The organism is Subtercola sp. YIM 133946 (assembly GCF_036553535.1).
Classification (GTDB): domain Bacteria; phylum Actinomycetota; class Actinomycetes; order Actinomycetales; family Microbacteriaceae; genus Subtercola.
In genome coordinates this window covers 188,380-213,821 of record NZ_JAZHPE010000013.1, presented here as the reverse complement: position 1 = coordinate 213,821, position 25,442 = coordinate 188,380, and the positions used below count along the sequence as shown (strand labels likewise).

Annotated in this window: 23 protein-coding genes, 3 tRNA genes and 1 pseudogene; 15 read left to right on the top strand and 12 right to left on the bottom strand. The window is 68.5% G+C overall.

The features are described from left to right. Positions 1–42: 42 nt before the first annotated feature. Both V3W46_RS04245 and V3W46_RS04240 read left to right on the top strand, forming a co-directional pair. Complete coding sequence (locus V3W46_RS04245) at positions 43–1,368, top strand: MFS transporter (protein ID WP_331781841.1); 1,326 nt, start codon at positions 43–45, stop codon at positions 1,366–1,368. Further along, a complete protein-coding gene (locus tag V3W46_RS04240; protein WP_331781840.1) occupies positions 1,365–2,699 on the top strand; it encodes an MATE family efflux transporter in 1,335 nt (444 codons plus the stop codon). The genes V3W46_RS04245 and V3W46_RS04240 overlap by 4 nt, the downstream gene beginning before the upstream one ends. Positions 2,700–2,730: 31 nt before the next feature. On the opposite strand, the gene V3W46_RS04235 is transcribed toward V3W46_RS04240, so the two are convergent. Together V3W46_RS04235 and V3W46_RS04230 are read right to left on the bottom strand one after the other, a co-directional pair. Beyond that, positions 2,731–3,594 (bottom strand): MBL fold metallo-hydrolase, encoded by an 864-nt coding sequence (locus tag V3W46_RS04235; RefSeq protein WP_331781839.1) that lies wholly within the window; start codon positions 3,592–3,594, stop codon positions 2,731–2,733. Between the two features lie 30 nt (positions 3,595–3,624). Beyond that, a complete protein-coding gene (locus V3W46_RS04230) occupies positions 3,625–4,695 on the bottom strand; it encodes a LacI family DNA-binding transcriptional regulator (protein WP_331781838.1) in 1,071 nt (356 codons plus the stop codon). Between V3W46_RS04230 and V3W46_RS04225 the strand changes: the two genes are divergently transcribed. Next, positions 4,682–6,085, top strand: a complete 1,404-nt coding sequence (locus V3W46_RS04225) for an MFS transporter (RefSeq protein ID WP_331781837.1) — start codon at positions 4,682–4,684, stop codon at positions 6,083–6,085. The genes V3W46_RS04230 and V3W46_RS04225 overlap by 14 nt on opposite strands. Before the next feature lie 9 nt (positions 6,086–6,094). Further along, on the top strand, positions 6,095–6,790 hold the full coding sequence (gene nucS / locus V3W46_RS04220; RefSeq protein ID WP_331781836.1) for an endonuclease NucS: 696 nt from the start codon (positions 6,095–6,097) through the stop codon (positions 6,788–6,790). Positions 6,791–6,934: 144 nt separating this feature from the next. Here nucS and V3W46_RS04215 read toward each other — a convergent pair whose 3' ends face one another. After that, the gene (locus V3W46_RS04215) at positions 6,935–8,155 is read right to left on the bottom strand and encodes an SLC13 family permease (RefSeq protein ID WP_331781835.1); all 1,221 of its coding nucleotides are present in this window, start codon (positions 8,153–8,155) and stop codon (positions 6,935–6,937) included. 91 nt (positions 8,156–8,246) lie between these two features. On the opposite strand from V3W46_RS04215, the gene V3W46_RS04210 reads away from it, so the two are divergent. Continuing rightward, entirely contained in the window at positions 8,247–8,960 is a 714-nt protein-coding gene (locus tag V3W46_RS04210; protein ID WP_331781834.1) for an HAD hydrolase-like protein, read from the top strand. 222 nt (positions 8,961–9,182) lie between these two features. Here the strand turns inward: V3W46_RS04210 and V3W46_RS04205 are convergent, their stop codons facing one another. Beyond that, positions 9,183–9,485 (bottom strand): helix-turn-helix domain-containing protein, encoded by a 303-nt coding sequence (locus V3W46_RS04205; protein ID WP_331781833.1) that lies wholly within the window; start codon positions 9,483–9,485, stop codon positions 9,183–9,185. Between the two features lie 115 nt (positions 9,486–9,600). On the opposite strand from V3W46_RS04205, the gene V3W46_RS04200 reads away from it, so the two are divergent. After that, on the top strand, positions 9,601–9,825 hold the full coding sequence (locus V3W46_RS04200) for a hypothetical protein (protein ID WP_331781832.1): 225 nt from the start codon (positions 9,601–9,603) through the stop codon (positions 9,823–9,825). Positions 9,826–10,618: 793 nt separating this feature from the next. Here V3W46_RS04200 and V3W46_RS04195 read toward each other — a convergent pair. After that, positions 10,619–10,705, bottom strand: a tRNA-Leu gene (locus V3W46_RS04195). 307 nt (positions 10,706–11,012) lie between these two features. Between V3W46_RS04195 and V3W46_RS04190 the strand changes: the two are divergent. The 7 genes and pseudogenes from V3W46_RS04190 to pknB all read left to right on the top strand — a co-directional run. After that, a pseudogene (locus V3W46_RS04190) lies at positions 11,013–11,678 on the top strand (FhaA domain-containing protein); the annotation flags it as partial. Between the two features lie 572 nt (positions 11,679–12,250). Continuing rightward, positions 12,251–13,021, top strand: a complete 771-nt coding sequence (locus V3W46_RS19610; RefSeq protein ID WP_443069923.1) for an FHA domain-containing protein FhaB/FipA — start codon at positions 12,251–12,253, stop codon at positions 13,019–13,021. A gap of 20 nt (positions 13,022–13,041) precedes the next feature. Beyond that, on the top strand, positions 13,042–14,385 hold the full coding sequence (locus V3W46_RS04175; RefSeq protein ID WP_331781831.1) for a Stp1/IreP family PP2C-type Ser/Thr phosphatase: 1,344 nt from the start codon (positions 13,042–13,044) through the stop codon (positions 14,383–14,385). Then, positions 14,382–15,776, top strand: a complete 1,395-nt coding sequence (locus V3W46_RS04170; protein WP_331781830.1) for an FtsW/RodA/SpoVE family cell cycle protein — start codon at positions 14,382–14,384, stop codon at positions 15,774–15,776. The genes V3W46_RS04175 and V3W46_RS04170 overlap by 4 nt, the downstream gene beginning before the upstream one ends. Positions 15,777–15,780: 4 nt before the next feature. Then, positions 15,781–17,238 (top strand): peptidoglycan D,D-transpeptidase FtsI family protein, encoded by a 1,458-nt coding sequence (locus V3W46_RS04165; protein ID WP_331781829.1) that lies wholly within the window; start codon positions 15,781–15,783, stop codon positions 17,236–17,238. Further along, positions 17,235–18,998, top strand: coding sequence for a protein kinase domain-containing protein (locus tag V3W46_RS04160; protein WP_331781828.1), 1,764 nt, complete (start codon positions 17,235–17,237; stop codon positions 18,996–18,998). The genes V3W46_RS04165 and V3W46_RS04160 overlap by 4 nt, the downstream gene beginning before the upstream one ends. A 68-nt stretch (positions 18,999–19,066) precedes the next feature. Next, the gene (gene pknB / locus V3W46_RS04155) at positions 19,067–20,779 is read left to right on the top strand and encodes a Stk1 family PASTA domain-containing Ser/Thr kinase (RefSeq protein WP_331781827.1); all 1,713 of its coding nucleotides are present in this window, start codon (positions 19,067–19,069) and stop codon (positions 20,777–20,779) included. Positions 20,780–20,801: 22 nt separating this feature from the next. Here pknB and V3W46_RS04150 read toward each other — a convergent pair whose 3' ends face one another. From V3W46_RS04150 to V3W46_RS04140, 3 genes are read right to left on the bottom strand one after another with little or no spacing between them, the layout of a single operon-like run. Beyond that, positions 20,802–21,440, bottom strand: coding sequence for an anthranilate synthase component II (locus tag V3W46_RS04150; RefSeq protein WP_331781826.1), 639 nt, complete (start codon positions 21,438–21,440; stop codon positions 20,802–20,804). Further along, on the bottom strand, positions 21,437–21,598 hold the full coding sequence (locus tag V3W46_RS04145) for a hypothetical protein (RefSeq protein ID WP_331781825.1): 162 nt from the start codon (positions 21,596–21,598) through the stop codon (positions 21,437–21,439). Before V3W46_RS04145 ends, V3W46_RS04150 begins: the two co-directional genes overlap by 4 nt. Positions 21,599–21,601: 3 nt before the next feature. Next, the gene (locus tag V3W46_RS04140; protein WP_331781824.1) at positions 21,602–22,561 is read right to left on the bottom strand and encodes a class E sortase; all 960 of its coding nucleotides are present in this window, start codon (positions 22,559–22,561) and stop codon (positions 21,602–21,604) included. 105 nt (positions 22,562–22,666) lie between these two features. Between V3W46_RS04140 and V3W46_RS04135 the strand changes: the two genes are divergently transcribed. Next, positions 22,667–22,909, top strand: coding sequence for a cell division protein CrgA (locus V3W46_RS04135; protein WP_331781823.1), 243 nt, complete (start codon positions 22,667–22,669; stop codon positions 22,907–22,909). Between the two features lie 78 nt (positions 22,910–22,987). On the opposite strand, the gene V3W46_RS04130 is transcribed toward V3W46_RS04135, so the two are convergent. Both V3W46_RS04130 and V3W46_RS04125 read right to left on the bottom strand, forming a co-directional pair. Beyond that, on the bottom strand, positions 22,988–23,854 hold the full coding sequence (locus tag V3W46_RS04130; protein WP_331781822.1) for a rhomboid family intramembrane serine protease: 867 nt from the start codon (positions 23,852–23,854) through the stop codon (positions 22,988–22,990). Then, a complete protein-coding gene (locus V3W46_RS04125) occupies positions 23,851–24,390 on the bottom strand; it encodes a peptidylprolyl isomerase (protein WP_331781821.1) in 540 nt (179 codons plus the stop codon). Before V3W46_RS04125 ends, V3W46_RS04130 begins: the two co-directional genes overlap by 4 nt. Before the next feature lie 144 nt (positions 24,391–24,534). Here V3W46_RS04125 and V3W46_RS04120 point away from each other — a divergent pair, with 144 nt between their 5' ends. Further along, complete coding sequence (locus V3W46_RS04120) at positions 24,535–25,056, top strand: hypothetical protein (RefSeq protein WP_331781820.1); 522 nt, start codon at positions 24,535–24,537, stop codon at positions 25,054–25,056. Positions 25,057–25,234: 178 nt separating this feature from the next. On the opposite strand, the gene V3W46_RS04115 is transcribed toward V3W46_RS04120, so the two are convergent. Together V3W46_RS04115 and V3W46_RS04110 are read right to left on the bottom strand one after the other, a co-directional pair. Beyond that, positions 25,235–25,307, bottom strand: a tRNA-Ala gene (locus V3W46_RS04115). A 24-nt stretch (positions 25,308–25,331) separates the two neighbouring features. After that, positions 25,332–25,405 (bottom strand) — tRNA-Ile (locus V3W46_RS04110). Positions 25,406–25,442 lie beyond the last annotated feature (37 nt).

The following is a 25,442-nucleotide window of genomic DNA, read 5'->3' as shown; positions in this document are numbered from 1 at the left end:
CCCGTGACGCCCGCGCCGTGAAGAGGTGCCTACGCTGGAGTCATGCCCGCGAAACCCGTCTTCCAGAAGTGGGAGGGGCATGAGAAGGGCAGTGCGGCGTATCGGCGCCTGCTCGCGGCGCTGTTCTTCGCCGGCATCGCCACCTTCGCGCAGCTGTACTCGCCGCAGGCCGCGCTGCCCGAGATCTCGACCGACCTGGGCATCGGTGCGGCGTCGGCGGCCCTCGTCGTGTCGGCCTCGACCGTCGGGCTGGCCATCGGCGTGATTCCGTGGTCGGTGCTGGCCGACCGGTACGGCCGGCTGCGGTCGATGTCGGTGGCGGTGGTGGCGGCGTCGGTCTTCGGCCTGGCCGTTCCGTTCTCGCCGAGCGTGGAGGTGCTGCTCGCCGGGCGATTTCTCGAGGGAATGATGGTGGGCGGGGTGCCGGCGATCGCCATCGCCTACCTGAGCGAGGAGATCCACCCGGGCCACGCCGCCCGGGCTGCGGGAACCTACGTCGCCGGCACGACGATCGGCGGCCTGCTCGGCCGGCTCGTCGCGGGCCCCGTCGCCGAGCTGCTGTCGTGGCGGGCGGGGGTGTTCACGGTGGCCGTGCTCTGCACGGTCTCGGCGATCGTGTTCATCAGGCTCGCGCCGTCGCCGCGCGGATTCGTGGCACCGCACCTGCGCGAGCCCGAGGCCTCGCCCACGCTGCGCAGCAGGCTGTGGGTGAATCTGCGATCGCCCCAACAGCTGGTGCTGTACGCGCAGGCGTTTCTGCTGATGGGCGGCTTCGTCGCGCTCTACAACTACCTCGGCTTCAGGCTCGGGGCCGCGCCGTTCTGGCTGCCGCCGGCCGTGGTCAGCCTCGTCTTTCTCGCCTACCTCGCCGGAACCTGGTCGTCGGCCAAGGCGGGCGCGCTGGCGAGCCGCGTCGGCCGCCGGGCCGTGCTGCTGGTGTCGATCGTGGTCATGATGGCCGGGGTCGCCCTCACCCTCGCGCCCCTACTCGCGGTGGTTCTGGCCGGTCTGGTGCTCGCGACGGCCGGGTTCTTCGGCGCGCACTCCACGGCCTCGGGATGGACGGCCGCCGCCGCGCACCCCACCGCCCGTGCCCAGGCATCCTCGCTCTACAACCTCGCCTACTACGCCGGTTCGAGCCTGTTCGGCTGGCTCGGCGGGGTGTTCTTCGACGCGGTCGGCTGGAGCGCGACCGCCGCGATGATCGGCGCGCTGGCGCTAGGCGCGGGGCTGCTCGCGGTCGTCGGGCTGACGCCGGGGCGAATCGAGCGCGGCCTGGCGTCGGGGAGCCCGGCGTCGGGGAGCCCAGTGTCAGAGAGCCCTACGTCAGGGCACCCGGCGGCGGGCCGCCCGGAGGCTGGAGCGTGACGCGAGCAGAGCACCGCGAGCTCGACCGAGACATTCTGAAGCTCGCCGTGCCGGCACTCGGGGCGCTGGTCGCCGAGCCGCTCTTCCTGCTCACCGACACGGCACTGGTCGGGCACCTGGGCGAGGTGCCGCTCGCGGCACTGGGCATCGCGAGCGCGATCATCCAGACCGCCATCGGCCTGCTCATCTTTCTGGCCTACGCCACCACCCCGGCCGTCGCCCGACGCCTCGGCGCCGGCGACCGAACCGGTGCCATCAGGGCGGGAATCGACGGCATGTGGCTCGCGCTCGGGCTGGGCGTGGTGGTCGTCGCGCTCGGTCTGATCGGCTCGGGCGCCGTCGTGGGGCTCTTCACGTCAGACCCGCTCGTCGCCGCCGACGCCACCGCCTACCTGCATGTCTCGCTCGCCGGAATCCCGGCGATGCTGCTGGTGATCGCGGCCACGGGCCTGCTGCGCGGCCTGCACGACACCCGCACCCCGCTCGTCGTGGCCGTCTGCGGGTTCGCCGCCAATGCCGGGCTCAACGCGGTGTTCATCTACGGGTTCGGCTGGGGCATCTCCGGCTCGGCCGCGGGAACCGTCGTGGCGCAGTGGGCGATGGCGGCGGTCTACGTGGTGATGGCGGTGCGGGCGGCACGGGCATCCGGCGCCCGCCTGCGGCCCGGGCTCGACGGCGTGGGTTCGGCCGCGAGTTCGGGCGGCTGGCTGTTCGTGCGCACCCTCAGCCTGCGGGCGGCGATGCTCGCGACAGTGGCCGTGGCGGCCACGTTCGGGGTGGCCGAGCTGGGGGCGTTCCAGATCGCGCTGACCCTGTTCTCGACCCTCGCCTTCGTGCTGGATGCCCTGGCCATCGCCGGGCAGGCCATGATCGGGCACGGGCTGGGCGCCGCCGACACGGTGCGAGTCGGGCTCGTCATGCGCCGGCTGGTGCGCTGGGGGCTCGTCTCCGGCGCGGCGCTGGGGGCCGCGCTGACCGTCGTCGCGCCGCTGCTCGGGCCGGTGTTCTCGTCGAGCCCCGAGGTGCAGCGGGCGCTGACCGTCACGGTGTGGGCGATGGCGGCCGGAATCCCCCTGGCCGGCTACGTGTTCGTGCTCGACGGGGTGCTGATCGGCGCCGGCGACGCCCGGTACCTCGCACTCACCGGGCTGGTGAACATCGGCTGCTATGCGCCGCTGCTCGCGCTGGTGCTGCTGCTGCATCCGCCGGGTGATGCCGCGCTGGTGTGGTTGTGGGCGGCCTTCGGCTACGGCTACATCGGCGCCCGGGCGCTCACGCTCGGCCTGCGCGCCCGCGGCACCCGCTGGGTCGTTGCGGGTGCGACCCGCTGACGCCGTGCGCTGACGCCGCGGGGCGGTCGGGTCAGAGGGGGTAGGCGGCCCCGGGCTCGGCCAGAACGATCTGACCGGCGAAGTGGGCGCGGGTGCGGCGCAGGGCGTCGGCTGCATCGAGGTCGTCGGCGAGATGGGTCAGGATGACCGTGTCGACGCCGGCCACGGTCGCGGTGCGACCGGCATCCTCGGGGGTGTGGTGCACGGCGGCCACCCCCAGGGCGTCACGGGCGTAGCCGACCTCGCAGAGCAGCACCGACGACTGCTCCGCCATCTCCACCAGCGAGATGCAGGGGGCAGTGTCGCCCGAGTACGTGAACGTGGAGGTGCCGTCGGCCGGGCCGGGGGCGGCGCCCGAGGCGGGGGAGCGGGTGGCGCCAGAGGCAGCCGGGCCGGGCGCGGCGCCAGAGGCGACCGGGCCGGGCGCGGCGGGCCCCACCACGGTCAGGGCGAAGGCGGGCACTCCGTGCGCGACCGGCCCCCACGAGAGCGCCAGGTCGCCCACCACGGCCTCCCCCCAGCCGCTCAGCTCGACGAACTCGAACACCTCGTGCAGCGCCGGCAGAGCATCCGGCCCCAGGAACTCGGCCAGCCGGTCGACCAGCGCCTCAGGCCCGAAGACACGGATGCGCCCGTGCGGCCGCAGCGCGCTGAACCGCAGCGCGTAGTACGCCACGAGCAGGTCGGCGGTGTGGTCGGCGTGCCGGTGCGAAACGAAGATGGCGTCGAGGTCGGTCAGCGCGAGGTGCCGCTGCAGTTCGGCGAGCGTTCCCGTGCCCGCGTCGAGCCAGAGCGAGGTCGTGTTCTCGCCGATCTTCGACTGCAGCAGGTAGCCCGAACAGGCATTGCCGGGCCGGGGGTACGGGGTCGCGGTGCCGAGAACAGTGAGCTGCATCCCTCTATAGTGCACGCACAGCGCCAGAACCTACGCCGGCACCGGCCCCGACGTACTGCCCACGTGCAGCACCGAGGTGAACGACACGTCGAACGCCGGGGTACCCGCGAGCAGGTCGGTCACGGCACGTCCGGCCGCCCGGCCCTTCTCGGTGGCGGGCTGACGGATGGTCGTGAGGTCGTGGTCGGTGAGCCCCTCGATGCGCGCGCCATCGAAGCCGACCACCGTCACGTCGGCCGGCACCCCCAGGCCGAGAGACTCCGCCGCTCTGATGACCCCGACCGCGAGCAGGTCGCTCTGCGCGATGATCGCCGTCGGCCGGGCATCCGCGGCCCCCGAGAGCAGCGCAAGACCGGCGGCGAACCCCTCATCGCTCGACGAGCCGGCAGCGACGATGCCGCCCAGCTCGGGGTACACCTCGCGCGCGCCCTCGAGCCGGTCGAGCGACACCGCCGTGGTGGCCGCCCCGACGAGCTCAGGCGTGACCGGGCCGCGCTCGCGCACCGACGTCAGCGGCAGCGTCACGGTGGCCACGCGCCGGTGCCCGAGATCGCGCACGAGACGAGCCAGACTCGCCGACGCCTCGCGGTTGTCGATGCTCACCGCGAGCACCCCCTCGAACGCCTGCCCCTCGATCGCCACCATCGGCACGCTGCGCTGCCGCATGATCTCGATCGACCGCGCCAGGTGCGGGCTGCAGCCCATGAAGATGGCCGCGTCGAACACGGCGCTCTGGATGGTCGACTCACCGTCACCCGTCGCCGTCAGCAGAAGCAGACCACTGCCCTCCCCCAGCTCCTGCGAGATGCCGTCGAGCGCGGCGAGCGTCATCGGGTCTCGGAACGAGTTCAGCACCCGGTCTTCGATGATCACCCCCACGATGCCCGAGCGACCCTGCCGAAGCGACCGGGCACGAGGGTCGGGCCCCGAGTAGTTCAGCTCGCGGGCGGCCGCCATCACGCGTTCGCGAGTGGCCGGCGAGATCGAGCCGCCGCTGAAGGCGAGCGAGGCCGTCGAGCCCGAAACCCCGGCCAGCTTGGCCACGTCGGCCAGCGTCGCGCGCGAAGTGGTGGGCGCGTGAGGTTGATTGTGTGCACTCACATCCCATATCGTAGTCGACAGTTGTCGAATCGATTCGATTCAGCCGAGACCGCCCCGAGACCGCCACAGACCGCCACAGACCGCCGCAGGCAGCCTCCGACAGCCTCGGGGCCACGTCGAGACGGCCAGCAGCACGACACCCCGACCACCAGGAACCGCCATGTCCCAGCCCGTCGCCGCACCGCCGGTCGCGCCCCGCCTCATCGCCTGGCGCAACGCCGTCTTCATCATCTTCACGCTCAGCGGCCTGGCGATGGCCAGCTGGGTGGCGCGCCTCCCTGCCGTTCGTGACGAACTGCACCTCGATACGGCATCCGTCGGCCTGGTCATCCTGGGCCTCTCGATCGGTTCGGTGGTCGGCCTCGTCGCCGCCCCCCAGATTCTCGCCAGGCTCGGCCCGCGCCGCGGCATCGTGTTCTCGACCACCCTCACCAGCGCCGGCCTCGCGGGCGTCGCGATCTCGGCCGCCGTGGTGCCGAGCCCCACGCTCGCCACCATCTTCCTCGCCCTGCTCGGCTTCGGACTCGGCTCGCTCGACGTGCAGATGAACGTCGAGGGCGCCGCCAACGAACGCGCCATCGGGCGCACCCTCCTCCCTCTCATGCACGCCTTCTTCAGCCTCGGCACGGTCATCGGCGCCGGCATCGGGGCTGCCGCCTCGGCCCTCGGCATCCCCGTCTCGTGGCATCTGAGCGTCATGGCCGTGCTGATCCTCGCGGTCACCATCGGCGCGGTGCGCTTCCTGCCGCAGACCGTCGACACCGAAGACCCTGCCACCAGCGTGAAGACACCGTTCCGGATGCGCGTGAAAGAGTCGCTCGCCGTGTGGGCCGACACCCGGCTGCTGCTCATCGGCCTGATCATCCTCGGCATGGCGTTCGCCGAGGGCTCGGCCAACGACTGGATCGCGATCGCCACCGTCGACGGCCACGATCAAGACAACACCACCGGCGCCCTCATGTTCGGCGTCTTCGTCGTGGCGATGACGGTCGGCCGGGTCGCCGGAGGCCCGCTGCTCGACCGGTTCGGGCGCGTGCCCGTGCTGCGCGTGTCGGCGCTGATCGGGGCGATCGGCCTGCTCACGTTCATCCTGACCCCGGCCCTCTGGTCGGCCATGCTCGGCGCAGCGCTGTGGGGAATCGGGTCGTCGCTCGGCTTCCCCGTGGGCATCTCGGCGGCCTCCGACGACCCGAAGACCGCCGCCGCGCGGGTGAGCGCAGTCGCGATCATCGGGTACGTGGCGTTCTTGGCAGGCCCGCCGCTGCTCGGCTTTCTCGGCCAGCACTTCGGCATCCTGAACGCCCTGTTCGTGGTGCTCATCCTGCTCGTTCTCGCCGCACTGGCCGCGCCGGCCGCCCGCGAGCGCACCGGCAGATTCGCGAGGCCGTAAACTCAAGCGGTGCGACTTGTCATAGCGAAATGTGCCGTCGATTATGCCGGGCGACTGAGCGCCCACCTGCCGCTCGCCACCCGGCTGCTCATGCTCAAGAACGACGGCAGCATTCTGGTGCACTCCGACGGCGGCTCGTACAAGCCCCTCAACTGGATGAGCCCACCCTGCACCCTCGAGGTCATCGAACCCGACGACGAGCAACAGGATGCCGGCATCACCCAGCTCTGGAAGGTCACCCACGCGAAAACGGCTGATCTTCTCGTGGTGTCGATCCACGAGGTGTTCACCGACACGTCATACGATCTCGGCGTCGACCCCGGTCTGGTTAAAGACGGCGTCGAGGCCCACCTGCAGAAGCTCCTCGCCGAACAGATCGAGTTGCTCGGCGAAGGGCACACCCTCGTTCGCCGCGAGTTCATGACGGCGATCGGCCCGGTCGACATCCTCGCCCGCGACGCGAACGGCGCGGCGGTCGCGGTCGAGCTCAAACGCCGCGGCGACATCGACGGGGTCGAGCAGCTCACGCGCTACCTCGAGCTGATGAACCGCGACCCGCACCTGGCCCCGGTGACCGGCATCTTCGCCGCCCAGGAGATCAAGCCGCAGGCGCGCACCCTCGCCCACGACCGCGGAATCCGCACCCTGCTGCTCGACTACGACGCAATGCGCGGCCTCGACGACAGCGACTCACGGCTGTTCTGAATCTGTTGAGCGCCGCCGCCTCTGCGGCGCTGTGCGATTGGTACCTCTCACCGACGATTGGCCGCTACCACCGCTGAAAGCGACGTGCACGCCGCCGCTTTCAGCCGATGCCGTCCCGGTGAGCGGCGCCACAATAAGCGTCATCTATTGCGGAGCGCCAGCGCTCAACCACAGCGCGAGCACGGCCAGCGGCAGCGTCACGACCACCGCGAGCGCCCCCACCGCGATGAACCGCGGCCACGACACCGTCACGCCGAGCGCGGTGACCCGCTGGTGCCAGAGCAGCGTCGCGAGCGAGGCCCACGGCGTGATCAGCGGTCCGAGGTTGACACCGATCAGCAGCGCGGCCAGCCGAACCGACGAGCCCGCAGCAGCCGGCTCGAGCACCAGGTACGCCGGCAGGTTGTTGATGCCGTTGGCCGAGAGCATCCCGAGCCCGGTGAGCTGCAGCAGCGACCCGAACGACGTGCCCGAGCCGGCCACCGCCGTCACCAGTGTCGACAGCCCGTGCGCCTGCGCCGCGTCGACGATCACGAACAGTCCGGCCGCGATCGCCAGCGGCGACCAGGGCACCATGCGCCAGGTCAGGGGCTCGAACCGCCGGCGCGCCACGAATGCCACCACGAGGGCGGTCGCCCCCGCCGTCGCCGGAATCCACACCGGCAACCCCGACACCAGCAGCGGCAGCAACACCGCCACGACGATCGCGGCGACCACCAGCAGCCGCCGGTCGCGCACCTCGGTCGGCGCCGGCACCTCGTACGACCCGCGCAACCGCCCCCGGAACAGCAGCGACAGCAGCACGGCCGGCACCACGACACCCACCAGCGCAGGCGCCCACACCACTGCCACGAAGCCGGCCGGTGAACCGCCCGACATCTCGGTCGCCGCCAGCAGGTTCGTGAGGTTCGAGATCGGCAGCAGCAGTGACGCCGTGTTCGCGAGCCACACCGTGGCGATGGCGAACGGAATGGGCGAGATTCCCGCGTTCAACGCCAAGAGCACGACCACGGGCGTCACCAACACCGCGGTGGTGTCGAGCGACAAGAAGATCGTGCTCACCGTCGCCAGCACGAGCACGAAGAGCCAGAGCATCCACACCCGCCGGCGCCCCCACGCCGCGAGCCGGTCAGACAGAACGTCGAACAGTCCGGCGTCGGCCGCCAGCTCGGTGACCATCGTGATGGCCACCACGAAACCCAGCACGGGCCCGACTCGCTCGGCCAGCGACTCGGCCGATGAGGGCGGCAGGATGCCCGTGACGATCAGCCCCGCAGCGACCACCACGAGCAGCCCCACGAACGCCCGCCCCGGGGTGAGCCATCGCCGGCGGTCGCTCTCGCCCGTCTCGCCCTCAGCACGCATAACTGTGCACACTACACGCGCCGCGCGTGCCTCGAGAATCGGTACGATCGCGAAAAGCGCCGTTCACACGCGCACCATAGAATTGCGCCAAATGACTAGCTCACCCGAAGCCATCACCCCTGTCGAGAACGAGTCGGCGCCCGTGGGGCCGCACAAGCCGTGGTCGTGCATCCTGTTCGACCTCGACGGCACGATCACCGACTCCGCCCCCGGAATCATCGGGCGCCTCTCCCGCACCCTCATCGCGATGGGGTACCCGGTGCCCGCGCCCGCCGAACTCGTGCACTTCGTCGGCCCGCCCATTCTCGAGGGCTTCGAACTGGTCGCCGGAATGAACGAAGAAGAGGCGCAGAAGGCCCTCATCGTGTATCGCGGGCTGGCCGCGAGCGAGGGTCCGCAAGACGACGCCGTGACGTACCCCGGCATGGTCGGGCTGGTCAGGCAGCTGCACGGCGCGGGCATCCCGCTCGCCATCACCACGTCGAAGTCAGAGGTGCAGGCCCACCGCATCCTCGCCCACCTCGACCTCGAGCACGCCTTCGTGGTCATCACCGGGGCCAGCGAAGACGAGACCCGCAGCGCCAAGGCCGACGTCATCGACGAGGCCCTGACCCGCCTGCGCGCCGCCGACGTCGACCTCTCGCACCTCGTGCTGGTCGGCGATCGCATCCACGACATGGAGGGCGCGGCCGAGCACGGCATCCCGCCCATCATGGTCGAGTGGGGCTACGGGTCACCGGCCGAGGCCGCCGGCGCCATCGCGATCGTGCACTCCGTCGACCAGTTGCGCGACCTGCTGCTCTAGAGCGCCGGCTCCCGGGCGTGGCGTCAGTTGCGCGATCTGCTGCTCTAACGCACCGCCTCCCGGGCGTGGAGTCAGTCGCGCGCGCACTTCGGGGCATCCGCGCACCCTCGAGCAGGCGCGCTTGCGCCGAACTGTGTCATCCGCATCCGCATCCGCGTCCGCATCCGCGCCGGAATCCGTGCCGGCGCTTCAGCCCGTGCGAGACCGCGGCGCCGGAGGCGCTCAGGCCCCGCGCAGCCGCCGTTCGCGAATAAGGTCGGCCGCGGTGACCTGGTGCGTGCGACCCGGAATCATCTTCGCCGTCAGCCCCGCCACCCACACACCGGGGTCGGCGTTCAGCGCCCCGGCGAGCGCCACCAGCGTCGAGAGGCTCGGGTTGGTCTGCCCGCGCTCGATCTTGCCGACGTTCGTGACGTGCATCTCAGACATCTCGGCGACGTCTTCCTGACTCAGCCCGAGCTGCTGCCGCGTCGCCCGAATGCGCTCGCCCACAATGCGCGACGCTTCAGAGTGCGGTTCAGCCATACCTCATGACTACTGGCCGCAATCCTGCACGGCCAGAGCCCGCAGACCCCTTGCTTTTGCACCTCTACCCGTTGTCGACGGATGCTCGCCTGCCCCTCCCCGCTAAACTCCCCTCATGACCGATGAAGACTCCGTGCTCACCCCGCGGCGACCCGCCTACGCCACTCTGCTCTCGTACGGCTTCCTGATCCTCGCGTTCGGACTGCTCGTGCTCACCCTCGGCCTCGTCTTCGCCGCCAGCACGGCGTTCGTCTACCTTCTCGGCGCCGCCATCGCGGCCTTCGGCGGCATGATCGCCGCCTTCGGCGCCTTCTTCTACTACTTCACCCTGCGCACCTGACCCCGTGCGCTACGCCAAGCTTTTGTCACATAATCGAACTTACGTTCGATCACGAATCTGAAGCTGCAGAAACTGCTCTATCAAACCGAAAGCCACTACAGGTTTCGGGAGATCACTCACGACGTCGGGCCGTGGAAAACAGTATTCGAGCCGAATGTCAAAGACATTGCAATTCCAGGTGACCGCATAGCCGCGGCTTGGCCCGAATTCGAACGTGTCACCGGCTCATCGACGTTGGGTTCACCGACGGAGCGACCGCTCGAGAAGTACCGAAGGGTACTGCAAAACGCTCCGCATCAAACTCGTAAGGGCGACGCGGCGGCACTCCTTCGCGAACCCGATTCCCTCGAAGGCCTATCCAGAGAGGCCACCGACGCCCTTCTATGAGCATCCCAATTCGTCGGGGTGCGGTGTACTGGATACCAGACACCGCCGTGCAGTTGCCGCCGACTACGCCGAAGGAGCGTGTTCTCCATCCCCGGCGGCCCTACTTGGTTCTGTCGTCCGATGTAACCAACACTGACGAGTCCTGGCCTGTCGTGAGCGGCTTCCCTCTATCGACGAGCGTCGAGTTTGAGAGCGAGTTCGACGTTCCCGTCCGGGCCGGTCAGGCGCACCTTGCAAGCGACGGATGCGTCCGCGTTCCCCTGCACCAACCCCTCGCGAAGACCGAGTTGCTCGTAGTCAAGCCTGCGTGACTACCATTTCGTAGTCGGCTGCGGCATGAGGGGCATACCGTCTGAAAGGGGAAGGCCCCCGCCCGGGCCTGATGCCCGGCCCGGGGGCCTTCTGCTGGTGCGCGAAGGGGGACTTGAACCCCCACGTCCTCACGAACACACGGACCTGAACCGTGCGCGTCTACCAATTCCGCCACTCGCGCCAACTCAGCGAGATTAGCACCGAATCGCCGAAACCCGAAAACGCGCGAGCCGGCGCTGGCCTGCACGGGCCGACGAGGGCCGGCGGGAGGGCGGCCACAAGCCGCGCCGCGAGCGGTGGCCGAAGGCACAGCGTGCTGACCGGGCATCCGGAGCCGACGCTGAGGTCACCCGAAAGCGGGGGTGCTAGAGTCGCGCCGCAGTCATTTTGCACCTGCGGCCAGTAACATCTGTCTTAGCATTCATGCCGGCACCGTGTGCGAAACGATGCGGGGGCACCGCCTCTGGCACACCGAATATGGGAGACGTGTGGGAATACTGGACAACTTCGAGAAAGGTCTCGAGCGCGCTGTCAACGGCGCCTTCGCCAAGACCTTTCGGTCGGGGCTGCAACCGGTAGAGATCGGGTCAGCCCTCAAAAGAGAGCTCGACACCAAGGCCGCCATTGTGTCGCGCGACCGTATTCTCGTGCCCAACAGCTTCGAGGTGAAGCTCGCCCCGAGCGACTTCCAGCGCATGAGCGCGCTCGGCGTCACCCTCATCGACGACCTCACCGGCATCGTGCAGAAGCATGCGGCCGAGCAGAGCTTCCAGTTCGCGGGCGGCCTGAGCGTGGGGCTCGTCGAAGAGCCGCGCCTGAGCACCGGCGTGCTCGAGATCGCGAGCTCGACCATCCAGCGCGACGTCACCTGGGTTCCGGTTCTGGATGTCGCGGGCAAACGCTACCCGCTGAGCACCGGCCGCACGATCATCGGGCGCGGCCGCGAGGCCGACATCACCGTCGAAGACACCGGGATCTCGCGCAAGCACCTCGAGATCGTCTGGGACGGCAAGCACGCCCAGGCCCACGACCTCGACTCGACGAACGGATCGCAGCTCAACGGTCAGCCGCTCACCCGTGCCATCGTCGAACCCGACTCGGTCATCCAGCTGGGCCGCACGCGCGTGGTGTTCCGCGTTCTCGCCCAGTCGGCGAGCGCCCAGTCGGCGTCGGCCGCGCCCGCCGCGCCGGCAGCCGCTGCGCCGCGCCCCTCCGCTCCGGCGGCCCCACTCCTGCCACCCGTGCCCGCGGCCGCCGCAGGGCACTCGGCCGGCGCCGCTCCCTCTGCCGCGCCCGCTGCACCACAGCCGCCGGCGGCCCAGCCCGTCGCAGCCCAGCCCCCGGCAGCCCAGCCCGTCGCAGCCCAGCCCGGCCGTTTCGCCTCCCCGGCCTCACCCGAGCCCGCTCCCGCCGATGACGACCCGTTCGGCCTGTTCGGCCCCGGCTCGGCCCCGATCCCGGTGCAGGAGCCCGCACCCGCACCCACACCCGCACCCACCGCAGCGCCCGAGGCCGACCGTGAGGCACCCGCCGCACGCCCCGACCCCCCCGCAGAACCGCGGATGCCCGCCCCCGACCGGCGCTCCCCCAAGCCCGCACCCCAGAAGCCTTCGCCCCGCCGAGACGCGGCACGCACGCCGCAACCGTCGAAGCAGCCCGCCCCGCCTCCGGCGCCCCCCCGCGATGACCCCCAGCCACCCGATGCCGGTGGATTCCGGTGGAATCTATGAGCGAGCTCACCCTTCTCATTCTGCGCTTCGGCTTTCTCGCGCTGCTCTGGGTGTTCGTCTTCGTCATCGTGTACGCGATGCGTTCCGACCTCTTCGGCCAGCGGGTGCGCAAGATGCGCGACTCACAGGCCGTTGCGCCCAGTGCGACCGCGGCCGGCCAGCCCGGTGCCTCGGCAGGAGCGGCGGGTGCCAGTGCGTCGGCAGCCGGGCGCGCGCCCGTCGGGGCGGCAGCAGGTGCGGGTGCCGTGGCCGCAGCAGGCGCCGGCGGCTCGGGAGCAACCGGAAGCGCCGCGGGCGCCGCGGGCAGTGCCGCCGCAGCCCCCGCCGGCTTCACAGGCCTCATCGTCGGTGCGGCCGCCACCGCCCAGCCGCTCGCAGAGTCGCACCCGCCCACCCCGCCGCCGCAGTCGAAGGTGCCGGTGTTCACGCCACTCGAGGGCTCGAGTGCCGGCGTGCATCCGCGGGCCACGACCAGCAACGCCCACCGGCTCATCATCACCTCGGGGGTCAAGACCGGCACCGAGATCGCCCTCGGCGTCGACCCGCTCACCATCGGCCGCTCGACCGACTCGAGCGTGGTCATTCGCGACGACTACACGAGTACCCACCACGCCCGCCTGCTGAACTGGAACAACGAGTGGGTCATCCAAGACCTCGACTCGACCAACGGCACGTTTCTCGACGGCAAGCGCGTCACCCAGCCCACCCCTGTTCCGCTCAATACGCCCATCAAAATTGGTGCCACCAGTTTTGAACTGCGGCGCTGACGGCGGGGCAGGTCAGAACAATGGCGTTGGTCACTGAGAGCGCAGCCGTGTCGCACGTCGGCAAGGTTCGCTCGAACAACCAGGACTCGGGATACGCCGGGCAGTCGTTGTTCGCCGTCGCCGACGGGATGGGCGGCCACGCCGGCGGCGACGTCGCCAGCGCCCTCGCGCTGAACAAGCTGCTCGAGATCGACGGCGAGTACAGTTCGGCGGTCGACGCCGAGTTCGCGCTGCAGGAGGCGATCGTCAGCGCCAACGCCATCCTGGCCGAAGCGGTGTACGAGCATCCGGAGCTCACCGGAATGGGCACGACCCTCAGCGCCCTCGTGCGGGTCGGCCACAGCGTCGCGCTCGCCCACATCGGCGACTCTCGCATCTACCGCTACCGCGACGGCAAACTCACCCAGATCACCACCGACCACACCTTCGTGCAGCGGCTCGTCGACAACGGCCGCATCACTGCCGAGGAGGCGAAGGTGCACCCGCGGCGCTCGGTGCTGATGCGCGTGCTCGGTGACGTCGACTCGACCCCCGACGTCGACCTGCAGGTGATGGACACCCGGCCCAACGACCGCTGGCTGCTCTGCTCAGACGGGCTGACCGGCGTGGTCGAGAACGACGACATCGCCAAGGCCCTGGCCGACAACGACTCTCCCCAGGCGGTGGCCGACCTGTTGGTCAAAGAGGCGCTCGACCACGGCGCCCCCGACAACGTGACCGTCGTCATCGTCGACATCAGCGAGTCGTTCACCGGCAGCACCTACATCGCCCAGACGGTGGGTGCGGCATCCCGCCCCATCGCCTATGACGGCATCCAGGGCCGCAAACCCCAGCGCACGCCGGCGGGCTGGCTGCATCCACGCACCACAGGGCTCGCCCAGCCGAGCCATTTCGAGGCGCAGTCCGACGACTATCTCGACGAGCTCATCGACGAAGACCGGCGCCGCAGCCGCCGCCGCAAGCTCACCTGGCTCGTCGGCAGCCTGGTCGTGCTGCTCATCGTGGCCATCGGCCTGCTGATCAGCTACAACTGGACCCAGACGAGGTTCTTCGTCGGCGAGTCGAACGGCAATGTGGCCATCTACCAGGGCGTTCAGCAGTCGATCGGCCCGATTTCGCTGTCGCACGTCTACGAAGACACTGGCATCGCCGTGGGCACGCTGCCGGCCTACACGCAGACCCAAGTGTCGGCGACCATCAGCGCCGACTCGATCACCGCCGCCCAGGCCGTCGTCTCTCGCCTCGAGAACGCCGTCATCACGGGTGTTCCGCCCACCGGCGACCTCACCACGCCGACGCCGACCTCGACCCCAGCGGTCACGGCGCCGGGCGGCTCGCCCCCAGCGACGGCGGTGGCCCCGTGACCGACGCCCTCACCTCCGCCACCCCGGTGAGCACCGCGGATGCCCGGCCGCCGCGGCGCATCCGAGTGCCCGAGAAGCTGCGCAACCTCGAGATCTTCCTGCTGCTGTTCGCCTGCATCATCAACGCCGGCGCGGTGGTCATGGTGCAGCTGGGAGCGCTCGGCTCGATCGACGTCGCACAGCTCGTGCTGCTCGGCGCAGGACTCAGCGTGCTCGTCATCGGCATGCACATCGCGCTGCGGTTCGTCGCGCCGAACGCCGACCCGTTCATCCTGCCGATCGCCACCCTGCTGAACGGCATCGGCATCGCCGAGATCTACCGCATCGACATCGAGCAGGGCTCCACCGGCTGGGACATGACCGCCGAGCGCCAGGTCGTCTGGAGCGCGGTCGCCATCATCATCGCCCTCGTGGTGATCATCGCGCTGCGCAACCACCGCGTGCTGCAGCGCTACACGTACGTGTTCATGGTGCTGTCGGGCATCCTGTTGCTGCTGCCGATCCTGCCGGGCATCGGCCGCGAGATCTACGGCGCCCGCGTGTGGATCGGCATCGGTCCGTTCTCGTTCCAGCCCGGCGAGGTGGCCAAGATCGCCCTGGCCATCTTCTTCGCCGGCTACCTCGTCTCGCGCCGCGACAGCCTCTCGATGGTCGGCCGCAAGGTTCTGGGCATGCGGTTTCCGCGCGCCCGCGACCTCGGGCCGATTCTCGTCATCTGGGCCGCCTCGATGGCGGTCATCATCTTCCAGCACGACCTCGGCACCGCGCTTCTGTACTTCGGCCTGTTCGTCGTCATGCTGTACGTCGCCACCGCGCGCATCAGCTGGGTGATCATCGGCGTCGTCCTGTTTCTCGCCGGCGCGCTGGTGGCGAGCCAGGTGCTCACCTACGTCAGCGACCGGTTCGCCAACTGGCTCAACCCGTTCGACCCGGTGAACTACGACGCGCTCGGCGGCAGCTACCAGCTCGTGCAGGGCCTCTTCGGCCTCGCCAACGGCGGCCTGATCGGCACCGGGCTCGGCCAGGGCAGTCCCGACATCACGCCGCTGGCGCAGAGCGACTACATCGTGGCCAGCCTCGGCGAAGAACTCGGCATGGCCGGCCTGTTCGCCATTCTGTGCCTTTACCTGCTGTTCATCGCGCGGGGCCTGCGCATCAGCTTCGCGGGTCAAGACGACTTCGGCCGGCTGCTCGGTGTCGGACTCACCTTTGTGGTGGCGCTGCAGTGCTTCATCGTGATCGGTGGCGTCACGCGGGTCATTCCGCTGACCGGCCTCACCACCCCGTTCCTCGCCGCCGGGGGCTCGTCGCTCGTGGCCAACTGGATCATCGTCTCGCTGCTGCTGCGCCTGTCAGACACAGTGCGCAGTCAGCCAAGGCTGGTGGTGTAGAGCTATGAACCGTGAACTGAAGCGCGTCACCATCGTCATTCTGGCGATGTTCGCCACCCTGTTCCTGTCGGTGACGACCATCCAGTTCTTCTCGGCGGATGCCCTGGCCAACGATTCCCGCAACGCCCGCACCATCTACGCGAGCTACTCGAAGCAGCGTGGCCCGATTCTCGTTCAGGGCCAGCCCATCGCCCAGTCGGTGCCGGTCGACGACCAGTACAAGTACCAGCGCACGTACACGAACGGTGCGCTGTACTCCGCCGTGACCGGGTACTACACGCTCGACCAGGGTTCGACCGGAATCGAGGCGGCACTCGACGACGACCTGGCCGGCACCTCGGGCTCGCAGTTCCTCAGCCAGCTCAACAGCATCGTGACCGGGCAGAACCCGCAAGGGGCATCCGTCGAACTCACGATCGACCCGAAGGTGCAGCAGGCGGCGTACGACGCGCTCGGCGACCAGCAGGGCGCGGTGATCGCCGTCGACCCGAAGACGGGGCGCATCCTGGCAATGGTCTCGAAGCCCGACTACGACCCGAATGCGCTGGCGGTGCACGACACCGACCAGGTGATCTCCACCTACAACTCGCTGAACGACGACCCGAGCCAGCCGCTGATCAACCGCACGCTCGGCGGCAACCTCGACCCGCCCGGTTCGACGTTCAAGATCGTCACCTCGTCTGCCGCACTGCAGAACGCCGACCTGCCGGGCGACACCCAGCTGCCGAACCTCGCCGGCTACCAGCTGCCGGGCAGCGACCACGTCGTGTCGAACTCGGGCGGCGGAACCTGCGGACCGGGCGACACCGTGTCGATCGAGACGGCGTTCGTGCTCTCGTGCAACATTCCGATGGCCGAGCTGGGCGTCATGATGGGGCAGAAAGACCTGACCGACATGGCCACCGCCTACGGCTACAACTCCGACTTCGACTCACCCATCCCGGTGGAGGCCAGCCAGTTTCCGCCCCTCGAGAACGACCCGGCGAAGCTCGCCCTGTCGTCGTTCGGGCAGTCGGATGTTCGGGCCTCGCCCATGCAGATCGTCGAGCAGTCGATGGCCGTGGCAAACGGCGGCGTCATCATGACGCCGAACCTCGTCGACACGATCTCGGCGCCCGACCTGACGGTGCTGCAGCAGTTCCAGCCGAAAACGCTGAACACACCGATCACTTCTATAACAGCTTCGACACTATCGTCGTGGATGGTCGAGGCGGTCAATTCCGGTGCAGCGACTAATGCAAGAATAGATGGAGTCAGTGTGGCCGGAAAAACGGGGACTGCGGAGAACGGGACGGGTGATCCGTACACTCTCTGGTTCACAGGATTCGCTCCTGCAGACAACCCTCAGGTTGCCGTTGCAGTGGTGGTTCAGAATGGCGGCGGACTAGGCGAATCCGGGTCGGGCAACGAAGTTGCCGCCCCGATCGCCAAGAAGGTACTTGAGGCGGTGCTGAATAAATGAGACCCACAGCAGGGCTCACCTTCGGGGGCAGGTACGAGCTGTCGACCCGTATCGCGATCGGCGGTATGGGCGAGGTCTGGCAGGCTACCGACCTCGTGATCGGCCGCAACGTGGCCATCAAGATCCTGAAAGACGAGTACCTGGGCGACCCGGGGTTTCTCGAGCGCTTTCGGGCCGAGGCGCGGCATGCCGCGCTGGTCAACCACGAGGGCATCGCCAACGTGTTCGACTACGGAGAAGAAGAGGGCAGCGCCTACCTCGTCATGGAGCTCGTTCCGGGTGAGGCCCTGTCGGTCATCCTCGAGCGCGAGCACGTGCTGTCGACCGACCGCGTTCTCGACATCATCGCGCAGACCGCCTCGGCGCTGCAGGCCGCGCACAACGCCGGCCTCGTACACCGCGACATCAAGCCGGGCAACCTGCTGATCACTCCGGATGGCCGGGTCAAGATCACCGACTTCGGCATCGCCCGCATCGCCGACCAGGTGCCCCTCACGGCCACCGGCCAGGTCATGGGCACGGTGCAGTACCTCTCACCCGAGCAGGCCAGCGGCCAGTCGGCCTCGTCGACCACCGACATCTACTCGCTCGGCATCGTCGCCTACGAGTGCCTCGCGGGCAAGCGCCCGTTCAGCGGTGAGTCGCAGGTCGCCATCGCCATGGCGCAGATCAACGACACCCCGCCCGAGCTGCCGATCACGATCGCCGAGCCCGTGCGCAACCTCGTCATGTCGTGCATCGCCAAGAAGCCCGCCGACCGGCCCGCCTCCACCGCCGCGCTGGCCCGTGCCGCCAGTGCGCTGCGCCAGGGCGACGTCGCCCTCGCCGCGGCCGCCGTTCCGGCCGTTCTGGGCGGCGGCACCCTTGCCGCGGCCACCGCCACGGTGCTCATGCCGCAGGCGGCAGACCCGACGCAGGCCACCACCGTGCTCGGCGCAGCGGGTGGAGCATCCGGGCCGCCGACGGTCGGTCTCGTACCGGCCGAGGGCGACCCGGCCGATGCCGAGCCGGTGAAGAAGAAACGCAGCCCGTGGACCTGGCCGCTCATCGTTCTGATCATCATCCTCGCGCTCGTTCTGGTCGGCACCATCGTGGCGCTGGCGAGCAACAACAAGACCAACACCACCCCGACATCGGCACCGGTGACCACCTCGGCGGCACCCACCTCGGCAGCGCCGACGACGCCACCGGCCACCAGCGCCTCGGCGACGGTCGTCGTCAACGAGAAAGACCTGGTCGGCAAGACGTTCGACGAGGCATCCGCCGTTCTGCAGGCGCAGGGCCTCGGCGCCAACCGCGTCACGAAGAACGCCGCGCCGAGCAACGACATGGTCGACGTGGTCTACCAGGCCAGCCCGGTCGGCAACGTCGCGAAGGGCACCACCATCGACCTCACGGTCTACGGTGCCACCGTCGCTCCGCCGGCGCCGACCTCCACGCCCACCGCCACCCCGGCCAAGGTGAGCACCAACGCCACCTTCGTCGTGAGCTGGGCCGCCTACAGCTGCCCGTCGGGCTACAGCCTGTCGAGCTACGACGTGAATCCCGGCGCAGCGACCGTCGCGGTTCCGCCCGGCGCGAACCCTCAGGCCACGCTGATCGCGCCGGCCACCGCGCAGACGATCAACATCTCGTACACGGTGACGTGCACGGCCTCGGGCGCCTCGTCAGGGCTCACCTCGGCCGCGTCGCCCGCGCTCGAGCTGAGCATCACCGCCTCGACGACCCCGACGCCCAGCGCGACGCCCGCCGACAAATAGAAACACGTCGATCATCGCCCGAACCTGGCACCCCCACCGCCAGCCGAACCAGGAGCAGGAGTACCACCGTGACCGATGACAGTCGCCTCCTCGCCGGGCGATACCGCATCGGTGACATCATCGGTCGCGGTGGCATGTCGAACGTGTACGTCGGTCGTGACGAGCGTCTCGGCCGCCAGGTGGCGATCAAGCTCCTCAAGTCATCGCTCGCCGGCGATCCGATCTTTCGCACCCGGTTCCGCCAGGAGGCGCAGGCCGCCTCGCGCATGGCGCATCCGACCATCGTGCGGGTGTTCGACGCCGGTGAAGAGAAGGTCGTCGAACCGGGCGGGGCCGAGGCGATCGTGCCGTTCATCGTCATGGAGTACGTGCAGGGCATCCTGCTGAAAGACCTGATACGCCAGGGGCCGGTCGACCCGGCCGAGGCCGTGCGCATCACCGATGGCATCCTCACCGCCCTCGAGTACTCGCACCGGGCCGGCGTCGTGCACCGCGACATCAAGCCGGGCAACATCATGCTCACCAATTCGGGCCAGGTCAAGGTGATGGACTTCGGCATCGCCCGCGCCATCTCCGACTCGTCGGCCACCGTCGCCCAGACCACCGCCATCCTCGGCACGGCGCAGTACTTCTCGCCCGAGCAGGCGCGGGGCGAGTCGGTGGATGCCCGTACCGACCTCTACTCCACCGGCATTGTGTTGTTCGAGCTGCTCACAGGCCGGGCGCCGTTCCGCGGTGAGACCCCTGTCGCGGTCGCCTACCAGCACGTCAGCGAGGCGCCGGTGGCGCCCAGCTCGATCAACCCGAAGGTCTCGCCCGCGCTCGACCAGGTGGTCGCACACGCCCTCGCCAAAGACCGGTTCGCGCGCTTCCAGAGTGCCGCCGACTTCAAGACCGACCTGCAGATCGCCGGGGCCGGCAAGATTCCGTCGAAGCGGCTGCCGGCCGAAGACTTCCAGGCCTCGCTGTTCGGCGCCCCGCCCACCCTCACCGGCGGGTCGGACTCCGCTCTCACCCAGCTCGCCGGCGACGACGAGTACACGGTGCGAACGCAGTCGCGCCCGCCGGTCATCTGGATCTGGGCCGGCATCGCAAGCGTCGCCGTCATTCTCGTCGCCATCCTGTTCTGGGTGTTCAGCCTGCGCGAGACCTCCATCATGCCGGTGTCGTCACGCCAGGTTCCCGTGGTCAGCGGGCAGACCTACGACAGCGCGAATGCCACACTGCAGCAGCTCAACCTGGTCACCCAGCGGTTCGACAAGAACGACCCCACGATTCCGGCCGGCGAGGTGATCAGCACCGACCCTCCGGCCGGCACCATCGTTCAGCCCCAGACGCTCATCAGCGTGTACGTGTCACTCGGCAAGCAGACAGTGACCCTGCCCGACTTCTCGGGTACCACCGTCGCCGACGCCACGCCCAAGGTCACCGCCCTCGGCCTGCTCGTCGGTTCGACGACCAAACAGAATTCGCCGACCGTTCCGGCCGACGTCATCATCAGCACCACACCGGCCTCCGGTGCACAGAGCTTCGTGGGCGGCACCCTCGACTTCGTCGTGTCGAACGGGCTCGTCACCGTGCCGCTCGTCGTCGGCCAGCCGCTCGACCTCGCCACAAGCACGTTGCAGGCCCAGAACCTCACGGTGACCGCAGAGACCGACACACAGGAGAACTGCGACAAGCTCGTCGGCATCGCCGGCACACAGGTCACCTACCAGTCGATCGACGCGGGTGACGCGCCGCAGGCGTCGGCCATCGACCTCAAGTACTGCAACGGCTGAGCGTCAGGCCGGCTGAGCGGCCTCAGGCCGAGGTCACCAGCGGGCTGAGCATCTTGGCGGCATCCTGTGCCGACGGCAGGCCCGCCGCGGCCAGCCAGTTCGCGAGCATCTGGTAGCCGCCCTCGGTGAGTACCGACTCGGGGTGGAACTGCACGCCGTACACCGGCGCACTCTCGTGACGCAGGCCCATGATCACTCCGCCCTCGGTGCGAGAGGTGACGACCAGCGTCGCCGGTACCGTTCCGTCGACGACGGCCAGCGAGTGGTACCGCGTGGCGAGGAAGTTCTGCGCCACCCCGTCGTAGAACGGGCTGCCGTCGTGCACGATCACTGAGGTCTTGCCGTGCATCAGCTCTTCGGCATTCGTCACCGTCGCGCCCATGGCCTCGGCGATGGCCTGGTGACCGAGGCACACGCCGAGCAGTGGCGTCTGTGTCTGAAGCGCTGCATTCACCATGGCGATCGAGACCCCGGCCTCCGACGGCTTGCCGGGCCCGGGCGAGATCAGCACAGCGTCGTACCCGTCGAGGGCTGCGACTGCGTCGTCGACCGAGAACGCGTCGTTGCGCAGCACGGTTGTCTCGGCACCGAGCTGGTGCAGGTAACCGTTCAACGTGTAGACGAAGCTGTCGTAGTTGTCGATCACGAGTACGTGGGTCATGGGTTAACCGTAACCGGTTGGCTGGGGGTCAGCATCTCGTCTACCCAGGGAAAGACCCATGTCGACAGCAGGAACAGCACCGCCGCCAGCAGAACGAGCAGAATCAGGATGCGTGCCCAGACCGGCCCGGGCAGCACCCGCCACAAGGCTCCATACACGGGTCAGGCCCCCTTTCCACTGATGCCGGCGATCTCGGCCGGCGCCCCCGCGCTGCGCGGAGTGAACGAGTCGAGCACGCCGTACGCGATGATGCGCTCAGACGCGATGTAGAGCGGATTGCAGCTGGTCAGGGTGATGAGCCGATCGGTCGGTGCGGCATCCGGAACCTGCGGAACCTCGCTCAGCACGTCGACCCCGTCGGGGGTCACGTACTCGAGGTTGCGAAAGCGGTAGGTGTACCAGCCGTCTTGGGTCTCGACGTAGATCGGGTCGCCGACCTGAAGTTCGTTGATGTCGATGAAAGGGCTGCCCCAGCCGTCGCGGTGTGCGGCGATCGCGAAGTTGCCCATGTCGCCCGCCATCTGGCTCTGGTCGTAGTGCCCGGCGCCGCCGCCGTTCAGAACGGTCTTCGCGTCGACACCCTGCGAGATGGTGCGCTCATAGTCGGCGCCGAAGCGGGGCACGTATAGAACGGCGAACTGCTTCGTGTCGGCGGGAGCCGCCATCACCACGGGCGCCGAAGCGTTCGTCGTGCCCCCTCCCGCCGCGGCTGTGGGCGGTGTGGTGGCCGACGAGTCGGTCGGGCCGACGGTCGCCGCGCTCCAGCCCTGCGAGAGGCCGCTCGCCTCGTTCGTCTGGGCGTTGTTCAGGGCGATGCCCTGAATCCACAGCTGCCAGCCGAGAAAGAGGAAGACGAGAACGCCGGCGGTGATGAGTACCTCGCCCGCGACGCCGATGACCGAGCGGACGACCGAGCCTGACTTCGGCTTCGCCTCGTGGGCGGGCTGTGCTGCGGCGGCGTGCACAGGCCGGGCCGATACGGCCTGTGCCTCTACCGAGGGCTCCGCGGGCTTGGCGGGCTCCGCGGGCTTGGCGGCACGCTCCTGGGCTGCCCGTTCTTCGGCGGCACGTGCGGCGCGCCGGGTGGGCGGTTGGTCAGAAGATGAGTTTTGCTCTGTCACGGCATCCATAGTACGAGGTCGAGGTGAAGTGTAGCTGGATGACCAACAGGGTACTTCACTCGCCCTCTCGACGGCTGAACAGCATTCCCGGCTAGAATCGTCGGCATGGCCCGCGACAAGACCCGATCCTCCCAGCAAGTAGTGCAGCGCTCGAGCGACGACCAGGCACCGAACCCGGTGTGGTACAAGCCCGTGATGTTCGGCTTCATGCTCGTCGGGCTTGCCTGGATCATCGTGTTCTACGTCAGCCAGGGCACCTTTCCGATTCCCGACCTCGGCAGCTGGAACATCCTCATCGGCTTCGGTGTGGCGTTCATCGGCTTCTTGATGACCACCCGTTGGCGCTAACCGACAATTACACGCGTGTAATTATGCACAGTGTGGAAACTGCTGTGGATAACTTCACTGCCAGAGCGTGAGAGTTCGCTACGGTCGCACCACAGTGAGCACGATTGTCAGCACTGCGAGCGCCGCGAGCAGCAACCGCTGGGTCGTTCGCTGCCGCCGCTGGCCGAACTCGGCATAGATCAGCCCGGTGAGGGCACCGACGACGAGACCGCCCACATACACCTGCCACACGCCGCCGACGATGAACGCCAGCACGAGGTTCAACCCCACCAGAACCAGCAGCTGGGTCATGTTGCCGCCCTGCCTGCGGGCGAAGAAGAATAGCCCGGCGATCAGGCCGAAGATCGCGCCCGTCGCGCCGATGACTGCGGTGGTCGGTGACGCGAGCCACGCGACGGCCAGCGCACCGCCGAGTGCCGACAGAACGTAGAGCAGCGCGAACTGCCATCGCCCGAGCATGGGCTCGAGCAGCCGGCCGAAGATGTAGAGCGAGAACATCGTGAACAAGATATTGATGATGCTCAGCGGGTTGCTCAGCGTGAACGGCGACTGCACGAACGCGTAGGTGAGCATGCGCCACGGCTCGAAGTGGCCGAACGCCGGGTTCGAGTACACCGGTGCGTAGAGCAGGGCCTGGGTGATGCCGAGTGATGGAAAGAAGTTGAGCAGCCAGATCAGCACCGTCACGCCCATGATGCTGTACGTGACCACGGGGGCATCGGATGACCGTACCGAGGCACGGGCGCTGCGGATCAGCCGGGGCGGCCGCCTGTACTGAGGCGTCTTGCGATCAGAGCGGGCGCACTCGACGCAGTGCACCCCCACCGCCGCCTGCACCTGACACTGCGGACAGATCGTCCGCCCGCAGCGCTGGCACAGCACGAAGCTCTGCCGGTCGGGGTGCCGGTAGCAGAAGTTGTCGGGGTTGTAGGGTGCGCTGGTCACGCCTCGGTGACGTCTACACTCTCGATCACGACCGCGTCGAGCGGGCGGTCGTAGGAGTCGGTCGCCACGGCGGCCAGCTTGTCGACGATGCGGCGCGACGAGTCGTCGGCGACCTCGCCGAAGATGGTGTGCTTCGCCTGCAGCCACGGGGTGGGGCCGACGGTGATGAAGAACTGCGAACCGTTGGTACCCTGCCCGCCCTGGATGCCGGCGTTGGCCATCGCGAGGATGTACGGCTGGCTGAAGTCGAGGTCGGGCGAGATCTCGTCGTTGAACCGGTAGCCGGGGCCGCCGGTGCCGTTGCCCAGCGGGTCGCCGCCCTGAATCATAAAGCCCGGAATGATGCGGTGGAAGATGCTGCCGTCGTACAGCTTGGCGGTGGTGGCCGTGCCCGTCTTCGGGTCGGTCCACTCGCGCTCACCGGTTGCGAGGCCGACGAAGTTCTTCACGGTCTGGGGCGCGTGGTTGCCGTAGAGGTTCACGGTGATGTCGCCGAGGTTGGTGTGGAGCGTTGCGACGTGGGTGTGCTTGGCCATGCCTCCAATTCTCACACACGCCGCCCCGCGTTCAGTCAAGGGTCAGGGTAAAGAAAGCCGATAGTCAGCTGGCCAATGCGCGGGGGTCGGCAATAGCATGGCAGGATTGAGTCGAACGCCGTTCTCAGCCGATGGAGGTTTCCAATGAGTCTCACCCGTAAGCGCACGAAGGCGCTCAAGCGCCTGCGCAAGAACGCCGGAGAGCTGTGGCTCGACCAGCAGGAGCTCCTCGCCCGCGCGAACCACGTCGCTAGCGAGGCGAAGCTCCAGGCCGCCGCCCTCACCAAAGAAGAGGTCGTTCCGCGCGTGCAGGCCGCCTCGAACCAGTTCGCTCAGAATGCGGCCCGTAACGTCGCTTCAGCGAAGCACACCGGCGACCAGGTCTACTCCAAGCTCAAGTCCGACGTCTTTCCCGCCGTCGGCGGCAGTGTCGGTTCCGCGGCAGCGGCTCTCGGTATCTCCGACAATTCCTTCGTCAAAGGCGCCCTCGCCAAGCTGCAGCCGCCCGCTCCGGTGAAGAAGGGCCACTCGATCGGCCTGTACTTCGCCATCGCCGCCGGTGTTGTCGCCGCGGCTGGCATCGGTTACGCCGTCTGGCAGACGTTCCGGGCCGACGACGAGCTGTGGATCAGCGAAGACGAGCTCGACACTCCTCCCGCCTCCTGACCGAGACGCAAAAGAGGATCAACCCATCGCGGGTTGGTCCTCTTTTTTGTTGCGGGCAAGAGCGCTTAACAGAAAGAGGCCGACTTCTCGTCGGCCTCGTCGTTTCGCCGGGCGGGCACCGCCCAAACCGTAAACCCGTCGTTTCGCCGGGCGGGGACCGGCGAAACAATAAACACAGTGGAGCCTAGGAGAATCGAACTCCTGACCTCCTGCTTGCAAAGCAGGCGCTCTACCAATTGAGCTAAGGCCCCGTACGTCTACGAAGTGGATTGGTGTGGGGGTACCAGGACTTGAACCTGGGACCTCTTCATTATCAGTGAAGCGCTCTAACCGCCTGAGCTATACCCCCGAGTGGGCCGCTGCGTAAAACGCAACTTTGTTATCTT

Bases quoted from the DNA above. Each gene is read 5' to 3' on its own strand.
- V3W46_RS04245 (WP_331781841.1), top strand. From the start codon at position 43: ATGCCCGCGAAACCCGTCTTCCAGAAGTGGGAGGGGCATGAGAAGGGC.
- V3W46_RS04235 (WP_331781839.1), bottom strand. From the start codon at position 3,594: ATGCAGCTCACTGTTCTCGGCACCGCGACCCCGTACCCCCGGCCCGGC.
- V3W46_RS04215 (WP_331781835.1), bottom strand. From the start codon at position 8,155: ATGCGTGCTGAGGGCGAGACGGGCGAGAGCGACCGCCGGCGATGGCTC.
- V3W46_RS04210 (WP_331781834.1), top strand. From the start codon at position 8,247: ATGACTAGCTCACCCGAAGCCATCACCCCTGTCGAGAACGAGTCGGCG.
- V3W46_RS04205 (WP_331781833.1), bottom strand. From the start codon at position 9,485: ATGGCTGAACCGCACTCTGAAGCGTCGCGCATTGTGGGCGAGCGCATT.
- V3W46_RS04200 (WP_331781832.1), top strand. From the start codon at position 9,601: ATGACCGATGAAGACTCCGTGCTCACCCCGCGGCGACCCGCCTACGCC.
- V3W46_RS19610 (WP_443069923.1), top strand. From the start codon at position 12,251: ATGAGCGAGCTCACCCTTCTCATTCTGCGCTTCGGCTTTCTCGCGCTG.
- V3W46_RS04175 (WP_331781831.1), top strand. From the start codon at position 13,042: ATGGCGTTGGTCACTGAGAGCGCAGCCGTGTCGCACGTCGGCAAGGTT.
- V3W46_RS04165 (WP_331781829.1), top strand. From the start codon at position 15,781: ATGAACCGTGAACTGAAGCGCGTCACCATCGTCATTCTGGCGATGTTC.
- V3W46_RS04160 (WP_331781828.1), top strand. From the start codon at position 17,235: ATGAGACCCACAGCAGGGCTCACCTTCGGGGGCAGGTACGAGCTGTCG.
- V3W46_RS04150 (WP_331781826.1), bottom strand. From the start codon at position 21,440: ATGACCCACGTACTCGTGATCGACAACTACGACAGCTTCGTCTACACG.
- V3W46_RS04135 (WP_331781823.1), top strand. From the start codon at position 22,667: ATGGCCCGCGACAAGACCCGATCCTCCCAGCAAGTAGTGCAGCGCTCG.
- V3W46_RS04125 (WP_331781821.1), bottom strand. From the start codon at position 24,390: ATGGCCAAGCACACCCACGTCGCAACGCTCCACACCAACCTCGGCGAC.
- V3W46_RS04120 (WP_331781820.1), top strand. From the start codon at position 24,535: ATGAGTCTCACCCGTAAGCGCACGAAGGCGCTCAAGCGCCTGCGCAAG.